The sequence below is a fragment of the Rugamonas brunnea genome (genome assembly GCF_014042345.1).
Classification (GTDB): Bacteria; Pseudomonadota; Gammaproteobacteria; order Burkholderiales; family Burkholderiaceae_D; genus Rugamonas; species Rugamonas brunnea.
The window spans coordinates 279,765-299,319 of sequence record NZ_JACEZT010000003.1; the positions used below are offsets into that span (position 1 = coordinate 279,765).

At 64.8% G+C, this 19,555-nt stretch carries 17 protein-coding genes; 7 read left to right on the forward strand and 10 right to left on the reverse strand.

Features of this window, described 5'->3' with window-relative positions:
* Positions 1 to 113 precede the first annotated feature (113 nt).
* From H3H37_RS07015 to H3H37_RS07040, 6 genes are all read right to left on the reverse strand, one after another.
* The gene (locus H3H37_RS07015; protein ID WP_182160918.1) at positions 114 to 1,241 is read right to left on the reverse strand and encodes an acyl-CoA dehydrogenase family protein; all 1,128 of its coding nucleotides are present in this window, start codon (positions 1,239 to 1,241) and stop codon (positions 114 to 116) included.
* Between the two features lie 40 nt (positions 1,242 to 1,281).
* Positions 1,282 to 1,950, reverse strand: coding sequence for an SDR family oxidoreductase (locus H3H37_RS07020; protein ID WP_182160919.1), 669 nt, complete (start codon positions 1,948 to 1,950; stop codon positions 1,282 to 1,284).
* A 2-nt stretch (positions 1,951 to 1,952) separates the two neighbouring features.
* Positions 1,953 to 3,152: an acetyl-CoA C-acyltransferase gene (locus H3H37_RS07025; protein WP_182160920.1), complete on the reverse strand. Its 1,200-nt coding sequence runs from the start codon at positions 3,150 to 3,152 to the stop codon at positions 1,953 to 1,955.
* Positions 3,145 to 4,971, reverse strand: coding sequence for a bifunctional isocitrate dehydrogenase kinase/phosphatase (gene aceK, locus H3H37_RS07030; protein WP_182160921.1), 1,827 nt, complete (start codon positions 4,969 to 4,971; stop codon positions 3,145 to 3,147). Before aceK ends, H3H37_RS07025 begins: the two co-directional genes overlap by 8 nt.
* Before the next feature lie 71 nt (positions 4,972 to 5,042).
* A complete protein-coding gene (locus tag H3H37_RS07035; RefSeq protein WP_182160922.1) occupies positions 5,043 to 6,227 on the reverse strand; it encodes an isovaleryl-CoA dehydrogenase in 1,185 nt (394 codons plus the stop codon).
* Between the two features lie 121 nt (positions 6,228 to 6,348).
* Positions 6,349 to 6,774 carry a MerR family transcriptional regulator gene (locus tag H3H37_RS07040; RefSeq protein ID WP_182160923.1) on the reverse strand — a complete coding sequence of 142 codons (426 nt, stop codon included), beginning with the start codon at positions 6,772 to 6,774 and terminating at the stop codon, positions 6,349 to 6,351.
* A gap of 128 nt (positions 6,775 to 6,902) precedes the next feature.
* Between H3H37_RS07040 and H3H37_RS07045 the strand changes: the two genes are divergently transcribed.
* From H3H37_RS07045 to H3H37_RS07055, 3 genes are all read left to right on the forward strand, one after another.
* Positions 6,903 to 7,961: an MBL fold metallo-hydrolase gene (locus tag H3H37_RS07045; protein ID WP_182160924.1), complete on the forward strand. Its 1,059-nt coding sequence runs from the start codon at positions 6,903 to 6,905 to the stop codon at positions 7,959 to 7,961.
* 308 nt (positions 7,962 to 8,269) lie between these two features.
* Positions 8,270 to 8,677 (forward strand): hypothetical protein, encoded by a 408-nt coding sequence (locus H3H37_RS07050; RefSeq protein WP_182160925.1) that lies wholly within the window; start codon positions 8,270 to 8,272, stop codon positions 8,675 to 8,677.
* A gap of 321 nt (positions 8,678 to 8,998) precedes the next feature.
* The gene (locus H3H37_RS07055) at positions 8,999 to 9,181 is read left to right on the forward strand and encodes a hypothetical protein (protein ID WP_182161026.1); all 183 of its coding nucleotides are present in this window, start codon (positions 8,999 to 9,001) and stop codon (positions 9,179 to 9,181) included.
* Positions 9,182 to 9,328: 147 nt separating this feature from the next.
* Here the strand turns inward: H3H37_RS07055 and H3H37_RS07060 are convergent, their stop codons facing one another.
* Together H3H37_RS07060 and grxD are read right to left on the reverse strand one after the other, a co-directional pair.
* A complete protein-coding gene (locus H3H37_RS07060; protein WP_182160926.1) occupies positions 9,329 to 9,922 on the reverse strand; it encodes a UbiX family flavin prenyltransferase in 594 nt (197 codons plus the stop codon).
* Positions 9,915 to 10,226, reverse strand: a complete 312-nt coding sequence (gene grxD / locus H3H37_RS07065; protein WP_182160927.1) for a Grx4 family monothiol glutaredoxin — start codon at positions 10,224 to 10,226, stop codon at positions 9,915 to 9,917. Before grxD ends, H3H37_RS07060 begins: the two co-directional genes overlap by 8 nt.
* A 148-nt stretch (positions 10,227 to 10,374) precedes the next feature.
* On the opposite strand from grxD, the gene H3H37_RS07070 reads away from it, so the two are divergent.
* Positions 10,375 to 11,199 carry an AraC family transcriptional regulator gene (locus H3H37_RS07070; protein ID WP_182161021.1) on the forward strand — a complete coding sequence of 275 codons (825 nt, stop codon included), beginning with the start codon at positions 10,375 to 10,377 and terminating at the stop codon, positions 11,197 to 11,199.
* On the opposite strand, the gene H3H37_RS07075 is transcribed toward H3H37_RS07070, so the two are convergent.
* Both H3H37_RS07075 and H3H37_RS07080 read right to left on the reverse strand, forming a co-directional pair.
* Complete coding sequence (locus H3H37_RS07075) at positions 11,156 to 11,779, reverse strand: LysE family translocator (protein ID WP_182160928.1); 624 nt, start codon at positions 11,777 to 11,779, stop codon at positions 11,156 to 11,158. The genes H3H37_RS07070 and H3H37_RS07075 overlap by 44 nt on opposite strands.
* 147 nt (positions 11,780 to 11,926) lie before the next feature.
* Positions 11,927 to 14,275 (reverse strand): Tex family protein, encoded by a 2,349-nt coding sequence (locus tag H3H37_RS07080; RefSeq protein ID WP_182160929.1) that lies wholly within the window; start codon positions 14,273 to 14,275, stop codon positions 11,927 to 11,929.
* A gap of 198 nt (positions 14,276 to 14,473) precedes the next feature.
* Here H3H37_RS07080 and H3H37_RS07085 point away from each other — a divergent pair, with 198 nt between their 5' ends.
* From H3H37_RS07085 to H3H37_RS07095, 3 genes are read left to right on the forward strand one after another with little or no spacing between them, the layout of a single operon-like run.
* Entirely contained in the window at positions 14,474 to 17,590 is a 3,117-nt protein-coding gene (locus H3H37_RS07085) for a DEAD/DEAH box helicase (RefSeq protein ID WP_182160930.1), read from the forward strand.
* A 50-nt stretch (positions 17,591 to 17,640) separates the two neighbouring features.
* Positions 17,641 to 18,795: a PAS domain-containing sensor histidine kinase gene (locus H3H37_RS07090; protein ID WP_182160931.1), complete on the forward strand. Its 1,155-nt coding sequence runs from the start codon at positions 17,641 to 17,643 to the stop codon at positions 18,793 to 18,795.
* 37 nt (positions 18,796 to 18,832) lie between these two features.
* Positions 18,833 to 19,513, forward strand: coding sequence for a response regulator transcription factor (locus H3H37_RS07095; protein ID WP_182151741.1), 681 nt, complete (start codon positions 18,833 to 18,835; stop codon positions 19,511 to 19,513).
* The last annotated feature ends 42 nt before the right edge of the window (positions 19,514 to 19,555 follow it).

Sequence of the window (19,555 nt, forward strand, 5' to 3'; positions counted from 1 at the left end):
GCACTGGCGTCCGGAACGATTAAAGCATAGGTGATACATTGGAACAAAGCTCGCTTCGGCGGGCTTTTTTTTCGTCTGTAAGACTGCGGGGCCGGAGCCGGCCCCGCAGTTTGTTACAGCGCGCGGGCGATCAGCAGTTTCTGAATGTCGCTGGTGCCTTCGTAGATCTGGCATACGCGCACGTCGCGGTAGATGCGTTCGACCGGGAAGTCCGACACGTAGCCGTAGCCGCCGTGCACCTGGATCGCGTCCGAGCACACGCGCTCGGCCATCTCGGAGGCGAACAGCTTGGCCATCGCCGCTTCCTTCAGGCAGGGCAGGCCGGCGTCCTTCATCGACGCGGCGTGGCGGATCAGCTGGCGCGCCGCTTCGATCTGGGTCGCCATGTCGGCCAGGCGGAACTGCACGGCCTGGTGGTTGAAGATGGGCTGGCCGAAGCTTTCGCGGTCTTTGGCGTAGGTGAGCGCGGCTTCATACGCGGCGCGCGCCATGCCGACCGACTGCGAGGCGATGCCGATGCGGCCGCCTTCCAGTCCGGACAGGGCGATCTTGTAACCCTGGCCTTCCTCGCCGATCAGGTTCTCGGCCGGGATGCGGCAGTTCTCGAACAGGATCTGGGCCGTGTCCGACGAGTGCTGGCCCATCTTCTGCTCCAGGCCCGCCACGATGTAGCCGGGCGTCGAAGTCGGCACCCAGAACGCGCTGATGCCCTTCTTGCCGGCCGCCTTGTCCGTCACGGCCATCACGATGGCCACGTCGGCGTGCTTGCCGCTGGTGATGAATTGCTTGACGCCGTTCAGCACGTAGCTGTCGCCGTCGCGCGTGGCCGTGGTGCGCAGCGCGGCCGCGTCGCTGCCCGTGTGCGGTTCCGTCAGGCAGAATGCGCCCAGCATCTCGCCCTGGGCCAGTGGCCGCAGCCATTGTTCCTTCTGGCGCTCGTTGGCGTACATCATGGCGATGCTGCACACGGGGCAGTTGTTGACGGAGATGATGGTGGAGGTGCCGCCGTCACCGGCCGCGATCTCTTCCAGCACCAGCGCCAGCGACACGTAGTCGAGGCCGGCGCCGCCCAGCGCCTCGGGCACGGCCACGCCAAACGCGCCCAGCGCCGCCAGTTCCTTCAATTCCTGCTTGGGGAAGTAGTGTTCCTTGTCCCAGCGCGCCGCGTTGGGCGCCAGGCGTTCCTGCGAAAACGCGCGCAGGGCGTCGCGGATCATATTGTGTTCGTCGCTCAGTATCATGTCTTCTCTTGTTCGTTGTTGAAGGCGTCCGCGCTGCCGCTTACCAGCCGATCGGCGTGCCGTCGTAGTTGCGGTAGACCGCGTGTTCCGCGTGCGGCAACCCGGCCAGCGTGCGGCGGATGCCGGCCGCGCTGGTGGCCACGTCCAGGTCGGCATCGCTGCCGCCCATGTCGGTGCGCACCCAGCCCGGATGCAGGGCCACGCAGGTGGCGCCCTTGGCGCCGTACTGGAGGGCGATGTCGATCAGCACGGAGTTGAGGGCCGCCTTGCTGGCCCGGTACAGCGTGCCGCTGGCGTTATCGCGCTCGGACAGCGAGCCCATGTGCGACGACATCACGGCCAGCTTGCCGCGCGCCGCGCACACCAGCGGCGCCACGATGGGCAGCAGCCACATGGCCGCCAGCACGTTGGTGTGCATCACGGCGTCGAAGTCCGATTGCAGCGGGAAGCCGTCGTGGCGCGGGCCGTACACGCCCGCGTTGAGGATGGCTACCTCCAGCTGTTCGCCATCGAGCCGCCAGCCGAGGGCGGCGCACGCTTCCACGTTGGTCACGTCCAGCGTGTGCGATTCGGCGCCAAGGTCGGCCAGCGTCTGGCAATCCTGTGGCTGGCGGGCGGTGGCGATCACGCGCCAGCCGTCGGCCAGGTATTGGCGCGCCAGTTCGTGGCCGATGCCGCGCGAAGCGCCGATGATGAGTGCGGTGGGCATGATCAGGCCAGTTCGATCGCCATCGCGGTGGCCTCGCCGCCGCCGATGCACAAGGCGGCCACGCCGCGCTTGCCGCCGGTGCGCTTGAGGGCGCCGATCAGGGTGACCAGGATGCGGGCGCCGGACGCGCCGATCGGGTGGCCCAGCGCGCAGGCGCCGCCGTGCACGTTGATCTTCTCGTGCGGGATCTCCAGGTCGCGCATGGCGGCCATGGACACGGCGGCGAACGCTTCGTTGATCTCGAACAGGTCGACGTCCTTGGTGCTCCAGCCGATCTTCTTGTACAGCTTCTGCACGGCGCCGATCGGGGCCGTGGCGAACAGGTCGGGCGCCTGCGCGTGCGTGGCGTGGCCATGCACGGTGGCGATAGGCGCCAGGCCCAGCTTCTTGGCGGTGGAGGCGCGCATCATCACCAGCGCGGCCGCGCCGTCGTTGATGGACGAGGACGAGGCGGCCGTGATGGTGCCGTCCTTCTTGAACGCGGGGCGCAGCGCGGGGATCTTGTCGAGCTTGGCCTTGAGCGGGCCTTCATCCTTGTCGATCACGGTGTCGCCGCCGCGGCCGGAGACGGTCACGGGCGCGATCTCCCACTTGAAGTAGCCTTCGGTCGTGGCTCGCTGGGCGCGCTTGACGGATTCGATCGCGAACGCGTCCTGCTCCTCGCGCGTGAACTGGTACTTGGCCGCGCATTCTTCGGCGAAGGTGCCCATGGAGCGGCCCTCGCCCGTCTTCTCGTTGCGCGAGTAGGCGTCTTCCAGGCCGTCGTACATCATGTGGTCGAACAGCATGCCATGGCCGATGCGGTAGCCGCCGCGTGCCTTGGGCACCAGATAGGGCGCGTTGGTCATCGACTCCATGCCGCCGGCCACCACCACTTCGGCGCTGCCGGCGACCAGCTGGTCGTGCGCGAAAATGGCCGCCTGCATGGCCGAGCCGCACATCTTGGACAGCGTGACGGCGCCGGTGGAGGTGGGCAGGCCCGCCTTCAGCAGGGCCTGGCGGGCCGGGGCCTGGCCCTGGCCGGCCATCAGGCAGTTGCCGAAATAGACGTGCTCGACCAGCTTGGGATCGACGCCGGCGCGCTCGACGGCGGCGGCGATGGCCACGCCACCGAGGTCATTGGCGCTCTTGGCCGAGAAATCGCCCTGGAAGGCGCCCATGGGGGTGCGCGCGGCACCGACGATTACGATGGGATCATTCATTTTCTAACGTCTCCATAAAGGGGGGCGGAGTGACCGCCGGGGGTGTAGTGAGGTGCTGGTGACAAAAACGGATGTGCTGCGGATAGGGGAATACGTCGTCCACGTAGCCATCCTGGATGCGCTGCTTGCGGGCCTGCCAGTAGGACGCGGTCAGCAGGTCGGCGTGGTGCTTCATGAAATACTTGCGGATCTTGGCGTTGCCTAGCAGGAAGGTGCCGAACTGCTCGGGGAACACGTCGTTCTTTGCGACCGGGTACCACGGTTCGGACGCCATTTCCTCCTCCTCCGTGCGCGGGGTGGGGATCACGCGGAAATTGCAGTCGGTGATGTACTCGATCTCGTCGTAGTCGTAGAACACGACGCGCTGGTGGCGGGTGACGCCGAAGTTCTTGTACAGCATGTCGCCGGGGAAGATGTTGGCCGTCACCAGTTCCTTGATGGCGTTGCCGTATTCGAGCACGCCATGCTCGATCTGGGCGTCGTCGCCATCCTTCTCGGCGTTGCTGAGCCACATATTGAGCGGCACCATGCGGCGCTCGATGTACAGGTGCTTGATGATGATTTTTTCGCCCTCCTCCTCCACCAGCGACGGTGCGTAGTGCTGGAGTTCGGCGATCAGCTCGTCCGTGAAGCGGTGCCTGGGGAAGGCCACGTTCGAGTATTCGAGCGTGTCGGCCATGCGGCCCACACGGTCGTGGTTCTTCACCAGCAGGTATTTTTCCTTGATCAGCGCGCGCGTGGTCTCCTTGGGCGCCGGGAAGAAATCCTTGATCACCTTGAACACGTAGGGGAAGGACGGCAGCGCGAACACCAGCATCACCAGGCCGCGGATGCCGGGCGCCATGTCGAACTGGTCGGACGAATGCTTGAGGTGTTGCAGGTAGTCGCGGTAGAACAGCGTCTTGCCCTGCTTTTGCAGGCCGAGGATGGTGTACATTTCGCTGCGCGGCTTGCGTGGCATCAGGCTGCGCAGGAACTGCACATAGGCCGACGGCACTTCCATGTCGACCAGGAAGTAGGCGCGCGTGAACGAGAACAGCACCGTGATCTGTTCCAGGTCGAACAGCACGGTGTCCAGGATCAGTTCACCGTTGCGGTTGTGCAGGATGGGCACGATGAACGGGTATTCCTTGTTGCCGTTGATGCCCTTGCCGACGATGTAGGCGCCCTTGTTGCGGAAGAACAGGCTCGACAGCACCTGGATCTGGTGGTTGGGCTCCATGCGGATGGTACCGAACAGCTGGCGCAACCGCGCCTCCACCAGGTCGACGTCGCGGTCGAGGTTGGCGAACTTGGCGTTCAGCTGGAAATTCGTGATGATGCGTCGCAGCGCGAAGTGCAGCCCATCCTTGCCCGGATAATAGACCCGGTAGGTGGGCGACAGCTCATCCGTCTCGATGTACTCGGTGGACACCACCGGGCGCACGAAGATGAAATCGTTGTGGAAATAGGTGCGGTGCAGGATGTTGCAGCAGACGGAGTTGAAGAAGGTTTCGGCCAGTTCCGGCTGCTTGTGGTCCGACAGCATGCCGATGTAGTGCAGCTTGAGCTCGCGCCACACGTCGTCTGTCAGTTCCTCCTGGTCGTACTCGTCTTCCAGCATCTGCACGCATTCGTGCACGCGCTTGTCGTAAAAGCCGATGCGCTCGCGCGCGGCCCGCTGGGCCTCGCGCCAGGCGCCCTGCTCGAAGTGCTGCTTGGCCTGCTGGCTGGTCTCGCGAAAGAGCCGGTAGTGCTTGTCGAAACCGTCGCGTATCGTGCGCGCAATATCGAAAGCGATCTGGGAAGACAGCAGTTTAGGGAAAGCAGCTTGGGTCATGTCCTACTCGCGGTTGGGCTGGTGGGTAAGCGCCGCTCCCGCGCGGGAACGGCGTACGGACCGCCCCAAACTTACATGGTCTCTGCGAACAGTTCGCGACCGATCAGCATGCGGCGGATTTCGCTGGTACCGGCGCCGATCTCGTACAGCTTGGCGTCGCGCCACAGGCGGCCCACCGGATACTCGTTGATGTAGCCGTTGCCGCCCAGGGTCTGGATCGCCTCGCCGGCCATCCAGGTGGCTTTTTCCGCGCTGTACAGGATCGCCCCTGCCGCGTCCTTGCGCAGCTGGCGGACCGCTTCCGGGGTCGTGGCCCGGTCGCAAGCCTGACCGACGGCGTACACGTATGCCTTGCACGCCATCATGGTCGAGTACATGTCGGCTATCTTACCCTGCATCAGCTGGAATTCACCGATGGACTGGCCAAATTGCTTGCGGTCGTGGATGTAGGGCACCACGTTGTCCATGCAGGCCTGCATGATGCCCAGCGGGCCGCCGGACAGCACGGTGCGCTCGAAGTCCAGGCCCGACATCAGCACGTTGACGCCCTTGCCCAGGCCGCCCAGCACGTTCTCGGCCGGCACCTCGCAGTTCTCGAACACCAGTTCGCCCGTGTGCGAACCGCGCATGCCCAGCTTGTCGAGCTTCTGGGCCACGGAGAAGCCCTTGAAGCCTTTCTCGATCAGGAAGGCGGTCATGCCGCGCGGGCCGGCTTCCAGGTCGTTCTTGGCGTAGACCACCAGCACGTCGGCGTCAGGGCCGTTGGTGATCCACATCTTGCTGCCGTTGAGCACCCAGCGGTCGCCCTTGAAGTCGGCGCGCAGCTTCATGCTCACCACATCCGAGCCGGCGTTCGGTTCGGACATGGCCAGCGCGCCCACGTATTCGCCCGAGATCAGCTTGGGCAGGTATTTGCGCTTCTGCTCTTCGGTGCCGTTGCGCTTGATCTGGTTCACGCACAGGTTGGAGTGGGCGCCGTAGGACAGGCCGACCGAGGCCGAGGCGCGCGAGATTTCCTCCATCGCCACGATGTGGGCCAGGTAGCCCATGTTGGCGCCGCCGTATTCCTCGCCGACGGTGATGCCCAGCACGCCCAAGTCGCCGAGCTTGCGCCACAGGTCCATGGGGAACTGGTCGTTGCGGTCGATTTCAGCGGCGCGCGGCGCAATTTCGGCGGCGGCGAACTGTTGCACGGCAGCGCGCAGGGCGGCGATGTCTTCGCCATGGTCAAAGGTCAGGCCGGGGAGATGGAGCATGTCATCCTCTATTTGTCGTATGGGTGGCTGGGTGGTGATGCGGCAATGATACGCTTATGTGACGTTAACGTAAACGTCAAGTGAAACGCGCGGGGCGGCGGCCTCAGGGCCCCGCCCACGCTTATCGGGTGGCGCCCTCCGGTTGTTCACCGGCTTGCCCTTCGCCGGCCTGGGCCGCCAGCAGGCGTTTGCATTCGTCTTCATGGGCGGTCAGTTCGGCCAGCGCCATTTCCAGGTCCTCGCGCTGCTGTTCCAGCGTTTCGCGGTGTTGCGACAGCACGTTCAGGAAACGGTGCATCTGGGCCGCCGTGTCCTTGGGCGATTCGTACATGTCGACCAGGCTCTTGATCTCCGACAGCGACAGGCCCAGGCGCTTGCCGCGCAGGGTCAGCTTGAGCCGGGTGCGGTCGCGCGGCGTGTAGACGCGGTTGCGGCCGCCCGCGCCTTCGCGCGTGGGGCTCAGCAGGCCCTGGTCTTCATAAAAGCGGATGGCGCGCGCCGTCACATCGAATTCACGGGCCAGTTCGGTAATAGTATAGGTCGGCATGGTTGGGCTTGCGGTAAAGTGGCGGAATCAGGGTGACGGGGGCGGTTTGCGCCGCTTACAATCGTCGCTCATCTTCCGTTTACGTCAACGTCAACCACATTGTAGCGCGCCTGCACCGAAAGATCGCCATGAATCCACTTGAATCGCAATTGCAGTATCCGTTGGGCGACACCGTGCCCGCCATCGGCACCGTCACCGCCGTGGCCGACGGCATTTCCTGGCTGAGGATGCCGTTGCCATTCGCGCTCGACCATATCAACCTGTGGCTGCTGAACGACAATGACTGCGACACGGGCGCCCCCGGCTGGGCCGTGGTGGACTGCGGCGTGGCCACGGACGCCACCCGGGCCGGCTGGGAAGCCATCTTCGCCGGCCCCATGGCGGGCCGGCCGCTGCAGCGGGTGCTGGCCACCCATTGCCATCCCGACCACATCGGCCTGGCCGACTGGCTGGGCCAACGCTGGCAGGCGCCGCTGTGGACCACGACCGGCGAATACGCGTTCGCGCGCCTGATGTCGGCCGCCCTGCCCGGCGTGGACGGCTCGTCGGCGGTGCCGCACTTCCAGCGCCACGGCCTGCGCGACCCCGACATGCTCGACAAGATGCGCAGCCGGCGCCAGTATTATCCGTCGCTGGTGCCGTCGGTGCCGGAAAGTTACCACCGCATCCAGGACGGCCAGTTGCTCACCATCGGCGCCCACCAGTGGCAAGTGATCACCGGCTTCGGCCATGCGCCCGAGCACGCATCGCTGTACTGCGCCGCCCTCAACGTGCTGATCTCGGGCGACATGGTGTTGCCGCGCATTTCCACCAATGTGTCCGTGTTCGCCGTCGAGCCGGAGGCGAACCCGCTGGGCCTGTACCTGGACTCCCTCGGCAAGTTCGCCGCGCTGCCCGACGACGTTCTGGTGCTGCCGTCGCACGGCAAGCCGTTCCGTGGCCTGCACACCCGCATCGCCCAGCTGCGCCAGCACCACGTGGAACGGCTGGCCGAGGTGATGGCCGCCTGCGCCGAGTGGCAGTCGGCGGCCGACATCGTGCCCATCATGTTCAAGCGCACACTGGATGCCCACCAGCTCAGCTTCGCGCTGGGCGAAGCACTGGCCCACCTGCATAAATTGTGGCAGGAGGGTATCGTGCGCCGCGAAACGGGTGCGGACGGCATCATAAGATTTCAGCGGCGATAAGCCGGCCTGGCAGGCGCCGGGCGTGTCGCAGGTCACGACGCAGGTAGTTTTATAACGGAAATTGCGCCGGTGGGCTGGCCGGGGGCGGGCATAAAGTGTTATGGTATCAATCTTGCCATTTAACCTCCATTCGCATTCCAATTGCCTGGAAAATACGCTGGCCGTCACCAAATTTAGTTTGGTGGCGGTGTTGGTCATTGGTGTGACGCCTGTGAGATAGAATGTCAAACGTTAAATCAATTTGTGTCACAATTAGTGTTTGCATACTAGAGACTGACTTTCATGCGGCAACGTGAAATAGTGCAATTATGAATTCTTCCAATGAACGCGAAAGCTTTAGCCAGCGCCTGCAACAGGCTCTCAAGAATGCTCACTACTCTCCCGACAGTCCCACCCGTCTGGCACGGGAATTTAACATTCGCTTCGACGGCCGTCCGATCACGGTCCACGCGGCGCGCAAGTGGCTGGTAGGCGAGGCGATTCCCACCCAGGAAAAGCTGCGCATGATTGCGCAATGGCTGGGCGTACCGGCTGAATGGCTGCGTTTTGGCGGACCCGAGGCCGGCGCACCGGCCAGCGAGGGCGGCAACGGCTTGTCGCGCTTCGAGTCGGCCGACGTCAAGCTGATCGCTGATTTGCAACGGCTGGACGAACATCACCGCCAGATCGCCCGCGAATTTATCCGGATGCTGGTCCGCGTGAACTACCAGAAGTAACAAACACCCATAGATTGTCCTGGACAAAACGGTAGCCGGACAGGCTGCCAACTCCGCATAAATTTAAGCACACTTAAATCATCGTCGATTTTTATTCGGTCTCTTGCCCCTTGGTAAGGCCTTGGGCGGCCTTGCCCTGCCCGCATGCGCGTTCACTTGCGGTTGCGCTGTGTCATACGCGCGACACGCGCCCGGCGCACAATACCTGACAGACCATTTTATTTTTTGGCAATGACTCGCTTCTTTACAGCGCAGTTGCCAATAGTGGCTCATAATTGGGAAAGTTTCGCGTCGCAGCAGTCTTCACTACGGAGTCAGCATTTGAGCCGCCTTATCAAAAGTAACTACAGCAACGTCGCACAGCTGAAAGACCTGATGACCGCACCGCCCATGACGGCGGCCCAGCATGCCGAAGTGATGCGCAAGCGCATCGCCCAGCGCCGCATGGTGGAAGAAGCGCGGGAATTGAAACAGGCCTGCGGCGCCCAGTTCGATAAACGCTAGGGTGTCGTGCCGGGACCGCCAGGACCCGGCAGCTGGTGCAGGGAGTGCTGTCGCCGCCGCAGGCATGCGGCTGGCGCGGGCAGGCTGACGCCGCGCAATCAAGATCCACCACGCTGAATGCGTTATGCCGGGAACAAGGGAGGCCGTTCAGGCGTCCGTCGAAGGCTTCAGGCCGTGCCAGCGGGGCGCCAGCGCGTGGTCGATGCCGAACAGGTCGATGACGCGGGCCACCGTGTGGTCGACCATCTCGTCTATGCTTTGTGGGTTGTGGTAAAAGCTGGGCAGCGGCGGGAAGACGATGCCGCCCATTTCCGTCACGGCCGTCATATTGCGCAGGTGGGCCAGGTTGAACGGCGTTTCGCGCACCATCAAGATCAGGCGGCGGCGTTCCTTGAGTACCACGTCGGCCGCGCGTGCGATCAGGTTGTCGGACAGGCCGTGGGCCACGGCCGCCAGCGTCTTCATCGAGCATGGCGCGATCACCATGCCGTCGGACTGGAAGGAACCGCTGGCGATGGACGCGCCCACGTCGCGCGTCTTGTACACGACGTCGGCCAGCGCCTCGACGGCGCGCCGCGTCATGCCCGTCTCCTGTTGCAGGGTCAGCACGGCGGCGTCGGAGACGATGACATGCGTCTCCACGCCGGGCATGGCCTGCAAATGTTGCAGCAGCCGCACCCCATACACGGCACCGGTGGCGCCCGTGATGGCGATGACGAGCCGCTGCGGACGATCAGGCACCGAGCAGGGCCTTCAGTTCGCCCGACTCATACATTTCATTCATGATGTCGGAACCGCCGATGAATTCGCCCTTGATGTAGAGCTGGGGAATGGTGGGCCAGTTCGAGTATTCCTTGATGCCCTGGCGCACTTCCGGATCGTCCAGCACGTTCACGGTGGCGATATTTTCCACGCCGCAGGCTTTCAGGATCTGGATGGCGCGGCCGGAAAAACCGCACTGTGGGAACTGGGCCGTGCCCTTCATGAACAGCACCACGGGGGTGTTGGTCACGGTCTCTTTGATCCAGGTTTGTACGTCGCTCATAGCTGCCTCAGGGGAAAAAAATAAAGATGCCTGTATTTTATAAGAAAACGGCCGGACGGGTATGCCGGGCCATGGCCCGGAGATCATGGTTTGGACCGAAATCCGGTATCTGGAGCGCCGCTGCGGCAAATGCGGGTATCCTATGCGCATGCCAACTCCCCATCCCGACACCGCTCATTATTTCTGGCGCGATGCCAGCCTGCCGTTCATCGAGGCGCGGTCTATTGTGGACGGGCGCAAGGTCCGCTACGCCAGGCATTCGCACGAGACGTTTTCGATCGGCGTGATCCGTTCCGGTCGGACCGACTATTTCAACCAGTCCAAGCGCCAGTGCGCCGGCGCGGGCAGCGTGGTCGTGATGAACCCCGGCGACGTCCACGGCTGCAATCCGATCGCCGGTGAGCCCTGGTCGTACCGGATGTTGTATGTCGATCATGCCTGGCTGGGCCGCTTGCAGCAGGGGTGGGGTTTCAGCGCCAACCGGGATTTCCACCCCTTTGCCGCCACCATGAGCACGGCACCGGCCCTGTACGCGGATTTCAACCGCTTTTTCGACGTATTGACGGACGAGTTGGCGGACCCGCTGCTGCGCCAGAGCGCGGCGGTGGTGTTTTTCGAGCAAGTCCAGTCCAGTTTCGATCCGGCCACGCGCACGGAGCGCGACGCCAACCACAAGCTCGCACGCGCGGCCGAATACATCAGCGACAACTGCGGCGCCGCCCTCAAGCTGGACGACATCTGCGCCGCGGCCAACCTGTCGCCTTCCTACCTGATCCGCGCTTTCAGGAAGCACTACGGCATGACGCCGCACACCTACCTGCTGAACCGCCGCGTGCAGCGCGCGCGTGGCTTGCTCCAGCGTGGCGGCACGATCGCCGACGTGGCGTTGGCGACGGGATTCGCCGACCAGGCCCATTTCCAGCGCATCTTTAAACACTTCCTGGCGGCGACGCCGGGCCAATATCGCCGCTGAACAGCAGGTAGATGGCGCTGGCCGCCAGCAGCAACGCCATCGTACGGTTGAACAGCCGCATGCCGGCCGGATCGGCCAGGCGGCGCTGCAGGAAGGTGCCGGCCCAGGCCCAGCAAGCGATCGACACATAGCACACCACGCCATACAAGGCGGCGAAGCGCCACACCAGCGCCGTGTCGCCGTTGGCGGCGAACGCGCCCATGCCGGCCACGGCCGCCACCCAGGCCTTGGGATTGAGCCACTGCATCGCCGCCCCCACCGCCAGCGACGGGCCTTTGCCGTCGCCGGAGAACGCCAGCTCGCCGTCGTCGCGCGCCAGTTGCCACGCCATCCACAACAGGAAGGCGGCGCCGGCCAGCTGGGTCGCCCGCGTCAGGGCGGGCACCTGCGCCAGCAAGGCTTGCAAGCCCAGGCCGGTCAACAGCAACAGCGCGGTAAAGCCGACCGTGGCGCCGGTGACATGGCGCATGCTGGCCCGCAGCCCATGCCGCGCCCCGCTGCTGAGCGCGACGATGTTGACCGGGCCGGGGGAAATGGAGGAGGCCAGCGCGAAGGCGGCCATGGAAACGAGGATGTTCATAGTTAAAGTCTCCGGTGAATGAACGCTACCGGAGCGGACGATACGTGGCGGGGGCGCGGCTGTATTGAAGAAAATGACCCCACCGTTCAGGAAATAAAAAAAGCCACCCGAAGGTGGCTTCTTGCTTGTTGCCTGACCGCCTGGCGCTTAGCCGCGCAGCTTGGCGAACGCCGCCGCCATGCTGCCGCCCATCGGTTCCGAGCGTGCCGCCTGCTTCTGGTGCTGGCCCAGGCTCTTGCGGTCGTTGCGGTCGCCGCGTTGCTGCGGGTTGGCGCCGGCCTGGGGCGCGCTGTCCGTCAGGCGCATGGTGAGGGCGATGCGCTTGCGCTTCTCGTCCACTTCCAGCACTTTCACCTTCACCACCTGGCCCGCCTTGACCACCGTATGCGGGTCCTTGACGTAATTGTTGGACAGGGCCGAGATGTGCACCAGGCCATCCTGGTGCACGCCGATGTCGACGAAGGCGCCGAAGGCGGCCACGTTGGTCACCACGCCTTCCAGGATCATGTCCGGACGCAGGTCGCGGATTTCCTCCACCCCTTCCTTGAAGGTGGCCGTGCTGAATTCCGGGCGCGGATCGCGGCCCGGCTTTTCCAGTTCCTTCAGGATGTCGGTCACGGTGGGCACGCCGAACTGTTCGTCCGCGTACTTGGCCGGGCTCAGCGTCTTGATCAGGGCCGTTTCGCCGATCACGGCGCGGATATCCTTTTTGATATCGCCCAGGATCTTTTCCACCAGCGGGTACGATTCCGGGTGCACGGCCGAGGCGTCGAGCGGGTTTTCGCCGCCGATCACGCGCAGGAAGCCGGCCGCCTGCTCGAAGGTTTTGTCGCCCAGGCGCGGCACGGCTTTGAGTGCTGCGCGCGATGGGAAGGCGCCCTTCATGTCGCGGTAGGTGACGATGGACTGGGCCACCGAGGCCGACAGGCCCGACACGCGCGCCAGCAGCGGCGCCGAGGCCGTGTTCACGTCCACCCCGACCGCGTTCACGCAGTCTTCCACCACGGCGTCCAGCGAGCGGGCCAGCTGGGTTTGCGACACGTCATGCTGGTACTGGCCCACGCCGATCGATTTGGGGTCGATCTTGACCAGTTCGGCCAGCGGGTCCTGCAGTCGGCGCGCGATCGAGACGGCGCCGCGCAGCGACACGTCCATGTCGGGCAATTCGCGCGAAGCGAATTCGGAGGCCGAGTACACCGAGGCGCCCGCTTCGGACACGACGATCTTGGTCAGTTTCTGTTCCGGATGGCGCTTGATCAGGTCCTGGGCCAGCTTGTCCGTTTCGCGCGAGCCGGTGCCGTTGCCGATCGAGATCAGCGAGACATTGTGCTGGGCGGCCAGCCGGCCCAGCGTGTGCAGCGCGCCTTCCCAGTCGTTCTTGGGCTGGTGCGGGTAGATCACGGCCGTGTCCACCACCTTGCCGGTGGCGTCCACTACGGCCACTTTCACGCCCGTGCGCAGGCCCGGGTCCAGGCCCATGGTGGCGCGCTGGCCGGCCGGCGCGGCCAGCAGCAGCGCCTTCAGGTTGGTGGCGAAGATGTTGATCGCGTCCTGCTCGGCCCGCTCGCGCAGCGCGCCCATCAGTTCCGTTTCCAGGTGCATGAAGCTCTTCACGCGCCAGGTCCAGCGCGCCGTGTCGGCCAGCCATTTGTCGGCCGGGCGGCCGGCCTGCTTGATGCCGAAACGGGCCGCGATGCGGCTTTCGCACGGGTTGTGGGGCGCGTCCCACTTCGGTTTTTCCGCTTCCGTGTCCAGCCGCAGCGTCACGTCCAGGATGCCTTCGCGGCGGCCGCGCAGCAGGGCCAGCGCGCGGTGCGAGGGCACCGTGCCCAGGGTTTCCGAATAATCGAAGTAGTCGGCGAACTTTTCGCCCTCTTCTTGCTTTCCTTCAACGACTTTCGATTCCACCACGCCATGATCGAGCACATATTCGCGCAGCGATTGCAGCAGCGTGGCGTCCTCGGCGAAGCGCTCCATCAGGATCTGGCGCGCGCCGTCGAGGGCGGCCTTGATGTCGGCCACGCCCGGGTTGTTGCCGTCGGCCGTGGTGAACGGTTCGCGCAGGAACTTGTTCGCTTCCATCTCCGGCGTCAGTTCCGGGTTGGCCAGCAGGGCGTCGGCCAGCGGCGCCAGGCCGGCCTCGATGGCGATCTGGGCCTTGGTGCGGCGTTTTTGCTTGTAGGGAAGATACAAGTCTTCCAGCCGGGTCTTGTCTTCCGCGTGCATGACTGCATCTAATAACTCAGGCGTCATCTTGTTTTGCTCGGTGATCGAGGCGACGATGGCGGCGCGGCGCTCTTCCAGCTCGCGCAGGTAGCGCAGCCGTTCCTCCAGCAGGCGCAGCTGGGTATCGTCCAGCCCGCCGGTCGCTTCCTTGCGGTAGCGGGCGATGAAGGGCACGGTGGCGCCTTCGTCCAGCAGGGCGATGGCGGCGGCGACCTGGACGGGCTTGGCGGCCAGCTCCAGGGCAAGACGTTGTTCGATGGAAGGCAACATGAGGGGTGGTTCCTAAGCGGTCAAGCCCGGAATGATACGCAATCGTGGCGATTGCGCCAGTCTTGACAGTCCAATTGGACTGTGCCCGCCCCTACGCGCCGTAAAGCTTGCTGAAGATTACGCAAACACGAAGCCGCGTATCGCGGATAATATTGCCTGTTGCCGTTTTTGAACCATCTTTGACCAACAATGCGCCCTATGGATATCACCCGCGACGACGCCACCGATGCCCCAGCCGTACCGGCACGCCCCGCGCCGCCCGCGACCCAATTGTCGTACGCTGTCGCCACCTGGCTGCAGCGGGTGGATGCGGCCGCGCATCCCAAGGCCAAACTGCCCGCCGTCCCGGTCGATGCCGATCCCAAGCAGCCTCAGTTCCGTTTGATCTATGTGATGGCGCCCACCAGCGGCGGGCGCCACGTGGCCCTGTGCCTGTACAAGGCGCGCCTGCGCCCCAACGGCGACGTGGCCGCGGCCAGTCCCGTCAGTGAAATCTTCTCCCTGTTGTCGGCCCCGCCCACCTTCCTGGCACCCGGCGACGAGGACTTGATCCGTTTCTTCGTGGCCATGCGCAGCGGCGCCGCCTCGCAGACCGGCAGCGCCACCGAGCCGCGCGGCAAGATCGGCGCGGCCCTGCTGCAAATGCTGTCGGACCAGGAGAAATTGCTGTGGGCAAACTCCTGGGCCGACGTCGGCAATGGCCTCGTGTATCCGCTCAAGGCAGGACCGTTGCGTCCAGCCAACCTCGTGTGGCGCGAGGAAGGCAAGGGGCTGCGCCTGGGCTGGCAGGTGCAGGCGCCCGAAGGCGCGCGCCACCACGGCGCCGACCAGATCGACTACATGCTGCCGACCGATCCGCCGTGGTATATCGACAACCTGTCGTGCGGCGTGTTGCAACTGAACCAGGGCGGCGCCGCCATCCCGCTGGCCGAATTGCAGGCGCTAGTGGCCCAGGCGCCGTTGTTGACGGCCAACGACAAGGTGCGCGTGTCGCAACTGCTGCTGGCCCATGGTTTGCAACAACTGATGCCGCTGCCGCAACCGCTGCCCCAGCGCGTGCGCGAGGACGTGCGGCCGCGCCCCGTGCTGCTGCTGGACGCGGCCATGCTGGCCGATGGCAGCTTGCAGCGCTGGCATGATTTCGCCGTGCTGTCCTTCGATTACGACGGCGAGCGCGTCTCGTTCGACCCGTCCCAGCGTGTGGTGCGCCAGCGTGGCGAGGTGACGGAAATCATCCAGCGCGACACGGCGGCCGAGACGGCCGCCCTGGAATTGCTGCAATCGATGGCGTTCCGCAAGCCGACGGCCCTGCCGCTGAGCAGCGTCAAGGGCGGCCAGTTGCTGCCCGGCCAGGCGGACTGGATACGCTTCGCCGGCGACGGCCTGGCCGCCCTGCAGGCGCAGGGCTGGAAAGTGGAGAAAAGCCCCCGTTACCGTTATGACATGACCGCCGTGGACGACTGGTACGCGGACGTGGAGCTGGACAGCGCCGACGGCGGCCACGCCTGGTTCGACCTGGAGCTGGGCATCGTCGTCAACCAGCAACGCGTGCCGCTGCTGCCCGTGCTGGTGCAACTGATCCGCGGCGCGCCCAACGATTTCAACCCGAAAACCATGGACAGCCACGCGGCCGAGGACCAGATGCTGGCCACTTTGCCCGACGGCAACCGGGTGGCGCTGCCCTGGGGCCGGGTGCAACCCATCCTCAACACGCTCGGTGAGTTGTATTTCAGCGACAAAATCAAGACGTCGCTGCGCATGGCCACGCTGGACGCGGCCCGGCTCGACGAACTGGCGCGCAACGTGGACTTGCGCTGGACGGGCGGCGAGGAATTGCGCCAGATGGGCGCGCGCTTGAACCAGTTCGGCGCCGTCAAGCGGGTGGCCACGCCGGCCGGCCTGCAGGCCACCTTGCGCGATTACCAGGCCGACGGCCTGGCCTGGATGCAATTCCTGCGCGAATACGGTTTCGCCGGCATCCTGGCCGACGACATGGGCCTGGGCAAGACGGTGCAGACGCTGGCCCATATCCTGGTGGAAAAAGAGGCGGGCCGGCTGACGGCCCCCACGCTGGTGATCGCGCCCACCAGCCTGATGGGCAACTGGCAGGATGAGGCGGCCCGGTTCGCCCCCAGCCTGCGCGTGTTGCTGCTGCAAGGCAAGGATCGCATGGGCCAGTTCGACCAGATCGCCCAGTCCGACCTGGTGCTGACCACCTATGCCTTGTTGCCGCGCGACGAGGAAAAACTGCGCGAGCATGATTTCCACCTGGTCATCCTGGACGAGTCGCACTACATCAAGAACACCCGCTCCAAGGCGGCCCAGAGCGCCGGCCTGTTGCGCGCGCGCCACCGGCTGTGCCTGTCGGGCACGCCGCTGGAAAACCATTTGGGCGAGCTGTGGTCGCAATTCCACTTCCTGCTGCCCGGCCTGCTGGGCGATGAGAAAACGTTCAACACCCAGTTCCGCCACCCGATCGAACGCCAGGACGACCCGCTGCGGCGCGCGCTGCTGAACCGCCGCATCAAGCCGTTCCTGCTGCGTCGTACCAAGGACAGCGTGGCCAAGGAATTGCCGCCCAAGACGGAGATGGTGCGCAAGGTGGAGCTGACGGGCGCCCAGCGCGACCTGTACGAAACCGTGCGGCTGGCCATGGACCAGAAGGTGCGCGAGGAAATCGACCGCAAGGGCGTGGCCCGCAGCCAGATCGTGATCCTGGAAGCGTTGCTCAAGCTGCGTCAGGTCTGTTGCGACCCGCGCCTGGTCAAATCGCTGCCGGCCAAGAAGCAGACGGCCGGCTCGGCCAAGCTGGCCGACCTGATGCAGATGGTGGAGGATTTGCTGGAGGAAGACCGCAAGATCCTCGTGTTCTCCCAGTTCACCTCGATGCTGGAGTTGATCGAGCAGGAGCTGGAGGCGCGCGACATCCCCTACGCCCTGCTGACCGGCGACACCAAGGACCGCGGCGCCCAGGTGGCCGCGTTCCAGCAGGGCGCCGTGCCGATCTTCCTGATCAGCCTGAAGGCGGGCGGCGTGGGCCTGAACCTGACGGCGGCCGACACCGTGATCCACTACGATCCGTGGTGGAACCCGGCGGCGGAAAACCAGGCCACGGACCGCGCCTGGCGCATCGGTCAGGACAAGCCCGTGTTCGTCTACAAGCTGATCGCCAAGGGCACGCTGGAGGAGAAAATCCAGGTCTTGCAGCAGAAGAAATCGGACCTGGCGCAATCGATCCTGGCCGAAGGGGAATCGCAGAAGATGGCGCTAACTCAAGAAGATTTGCAGCAGATCTTCGCCCCGCTGGTCGATTAAGGCCGAGGGGGCTATACTCGCGATGTTGCTTTATAAATGTAGTTTCATCCATGCAAACAGCTCAGGAACTCGACACAGCGCTGCGGGAGGCCCGGTTGAACGAGGCCCGCTACCGGCTGCTGCTCGAGCACAGTAGCGAAGTGAGCTGGATGGCCGACTGCGCCAGCGGCCGGTTGACCTATCTGAGCCCGGCGGCCGAGCGCCAGTTCGGCTACCGGCTCGACACCGTGCAGCCGCTGGCGGCCGCCCTGCTGGCCGATCTGCCGGCCCGGCTGGCCCGGCTGGCGGCCGGCGACCTCAGCCGCATGCGCGTGGTGCGCCAGTCCGAGCAGCCGCATGCCGACGGCCACCCGGTGCCGGTCGAAATCGAATCGACGGTGGTGCTGGACGCCGAGGGCCGGCCCGCTACCCTGGTCGGCGTGGTGCGCGACCTGAGCGGGCAGCGCGCGCTGGCCGAGCAGCAGAAGAAATTTGCCTCCATGGTGTCGCACGAGTTCCGCAGCCCGCTGGCCACCATCGACGGCGCCATCCAGCGCCTGGAAATGACGGGCGCCCACCACGACGAAGCCACCCGCAAGCGTTACCGCAAGATCCAGACCGCCGTCGACCGCCTGCTGGCCATGGTGGACGATTATCTGTCGCCCGAGCGCCTGGCCAGCATCGGCCGCGCCCGCCAGCCCAATGAAATCTCGCCGCAGGCCCTGCTGGAGACGGCCACCGCCCAGGCCCGTGCCCGGCGCGCGGCCATCACCGTGCGCTGCGACGGCTTGCCGCAATGGATACGGTGCGAGCCCGATGGCTTGCGCCTGGCGCTAGAAGTTTTACTCGACAATGCAATTAAGTACACAAAACCCGATACCGCGATAGAATTGATAGGTAAAAAGGCAATGGAAGGCGGGATCGAATTCCTGGTGCGCGACCGTGGCGAAGGCATCCCCGAAGCGGACCTGGCGCGCGTGTGCGACAAGGGCTACCGGGGCGCGAACGCGGCCGGCACCGCCGGATCGGGCCTGGGCCTGTACATGGCGCGGGCCGTGGTCGACGTGCACGGCGGCACCCTGGAGATACAAAATCTGCCGGAAAGCGGCGTGGAATGTCGGATTTGGTTGCCGGCCCCCGCCGCTGCCGGGAAAAGCCTTGCACAAGCACTAGGCAGCAGTGATAATTCCCCGATGCAAGTTCACTCTGCCGCGGGGCGGAACTGAGCACGATTGCTCACTCATCGGACCAAATGGCGCATCAATGACGCAAATACTCATCGTGGAAGACAATCTGGACTATGCCGAGGAAATGGCAGAGTTTTTGACTGAGCTTGAACACGAGGTGCACATCACCAACAACGCCAGCGAGATGTGGTCGGCCCTCAGCCAGGGCAAGGTGGGCGTCGTGGTGCTGGACCTGGGCTTGCCCGATGAGGATGGTTTCAATGTGATTCCGCGCATGCGCCAGCTGTATCCGCAGATCGGCTTGCTGGTGCTGACGGGCCGGGTGGCGTTCGACAACCGCATCCTGGGCCTGCGCCTGGGCGCCGACCATTATCTGACCAAGCCGATCAAATTCCCCGAGCTGGCCGCCCACATCGAGGCGCTGGACAGGCGGGTGGGCCCGCAAGATCCCGTGCCCGTGCCCAGCAAGTGGACGCTGCGGGTCTCGGCCCGCCAGCTGGAGCTGCAGGGCCTGGCCATTACGCTGACGGAAAAGGAGTGCAACTTCCTGCACTTGCTCACAATTAACACCCGGCCCGTGCCGCGCCAGGTGATCGTGGCCGGCATCGGCGGCGACGATCCCGACGCCGGGCGCCGGGTCGACATGCTGGTCTACCGTTTGCGCAAGAAGGCGCGCACCGGCCTGGGCCAGGACCTGCCGTTGCGCAGCGCCTACGGCGAAGGCTACAGCCTGTCGGCCAGCTTCAATATTTCTTGACTTTTACTCAACTAAACCACATATATTTTTGTTGCTTGTGGG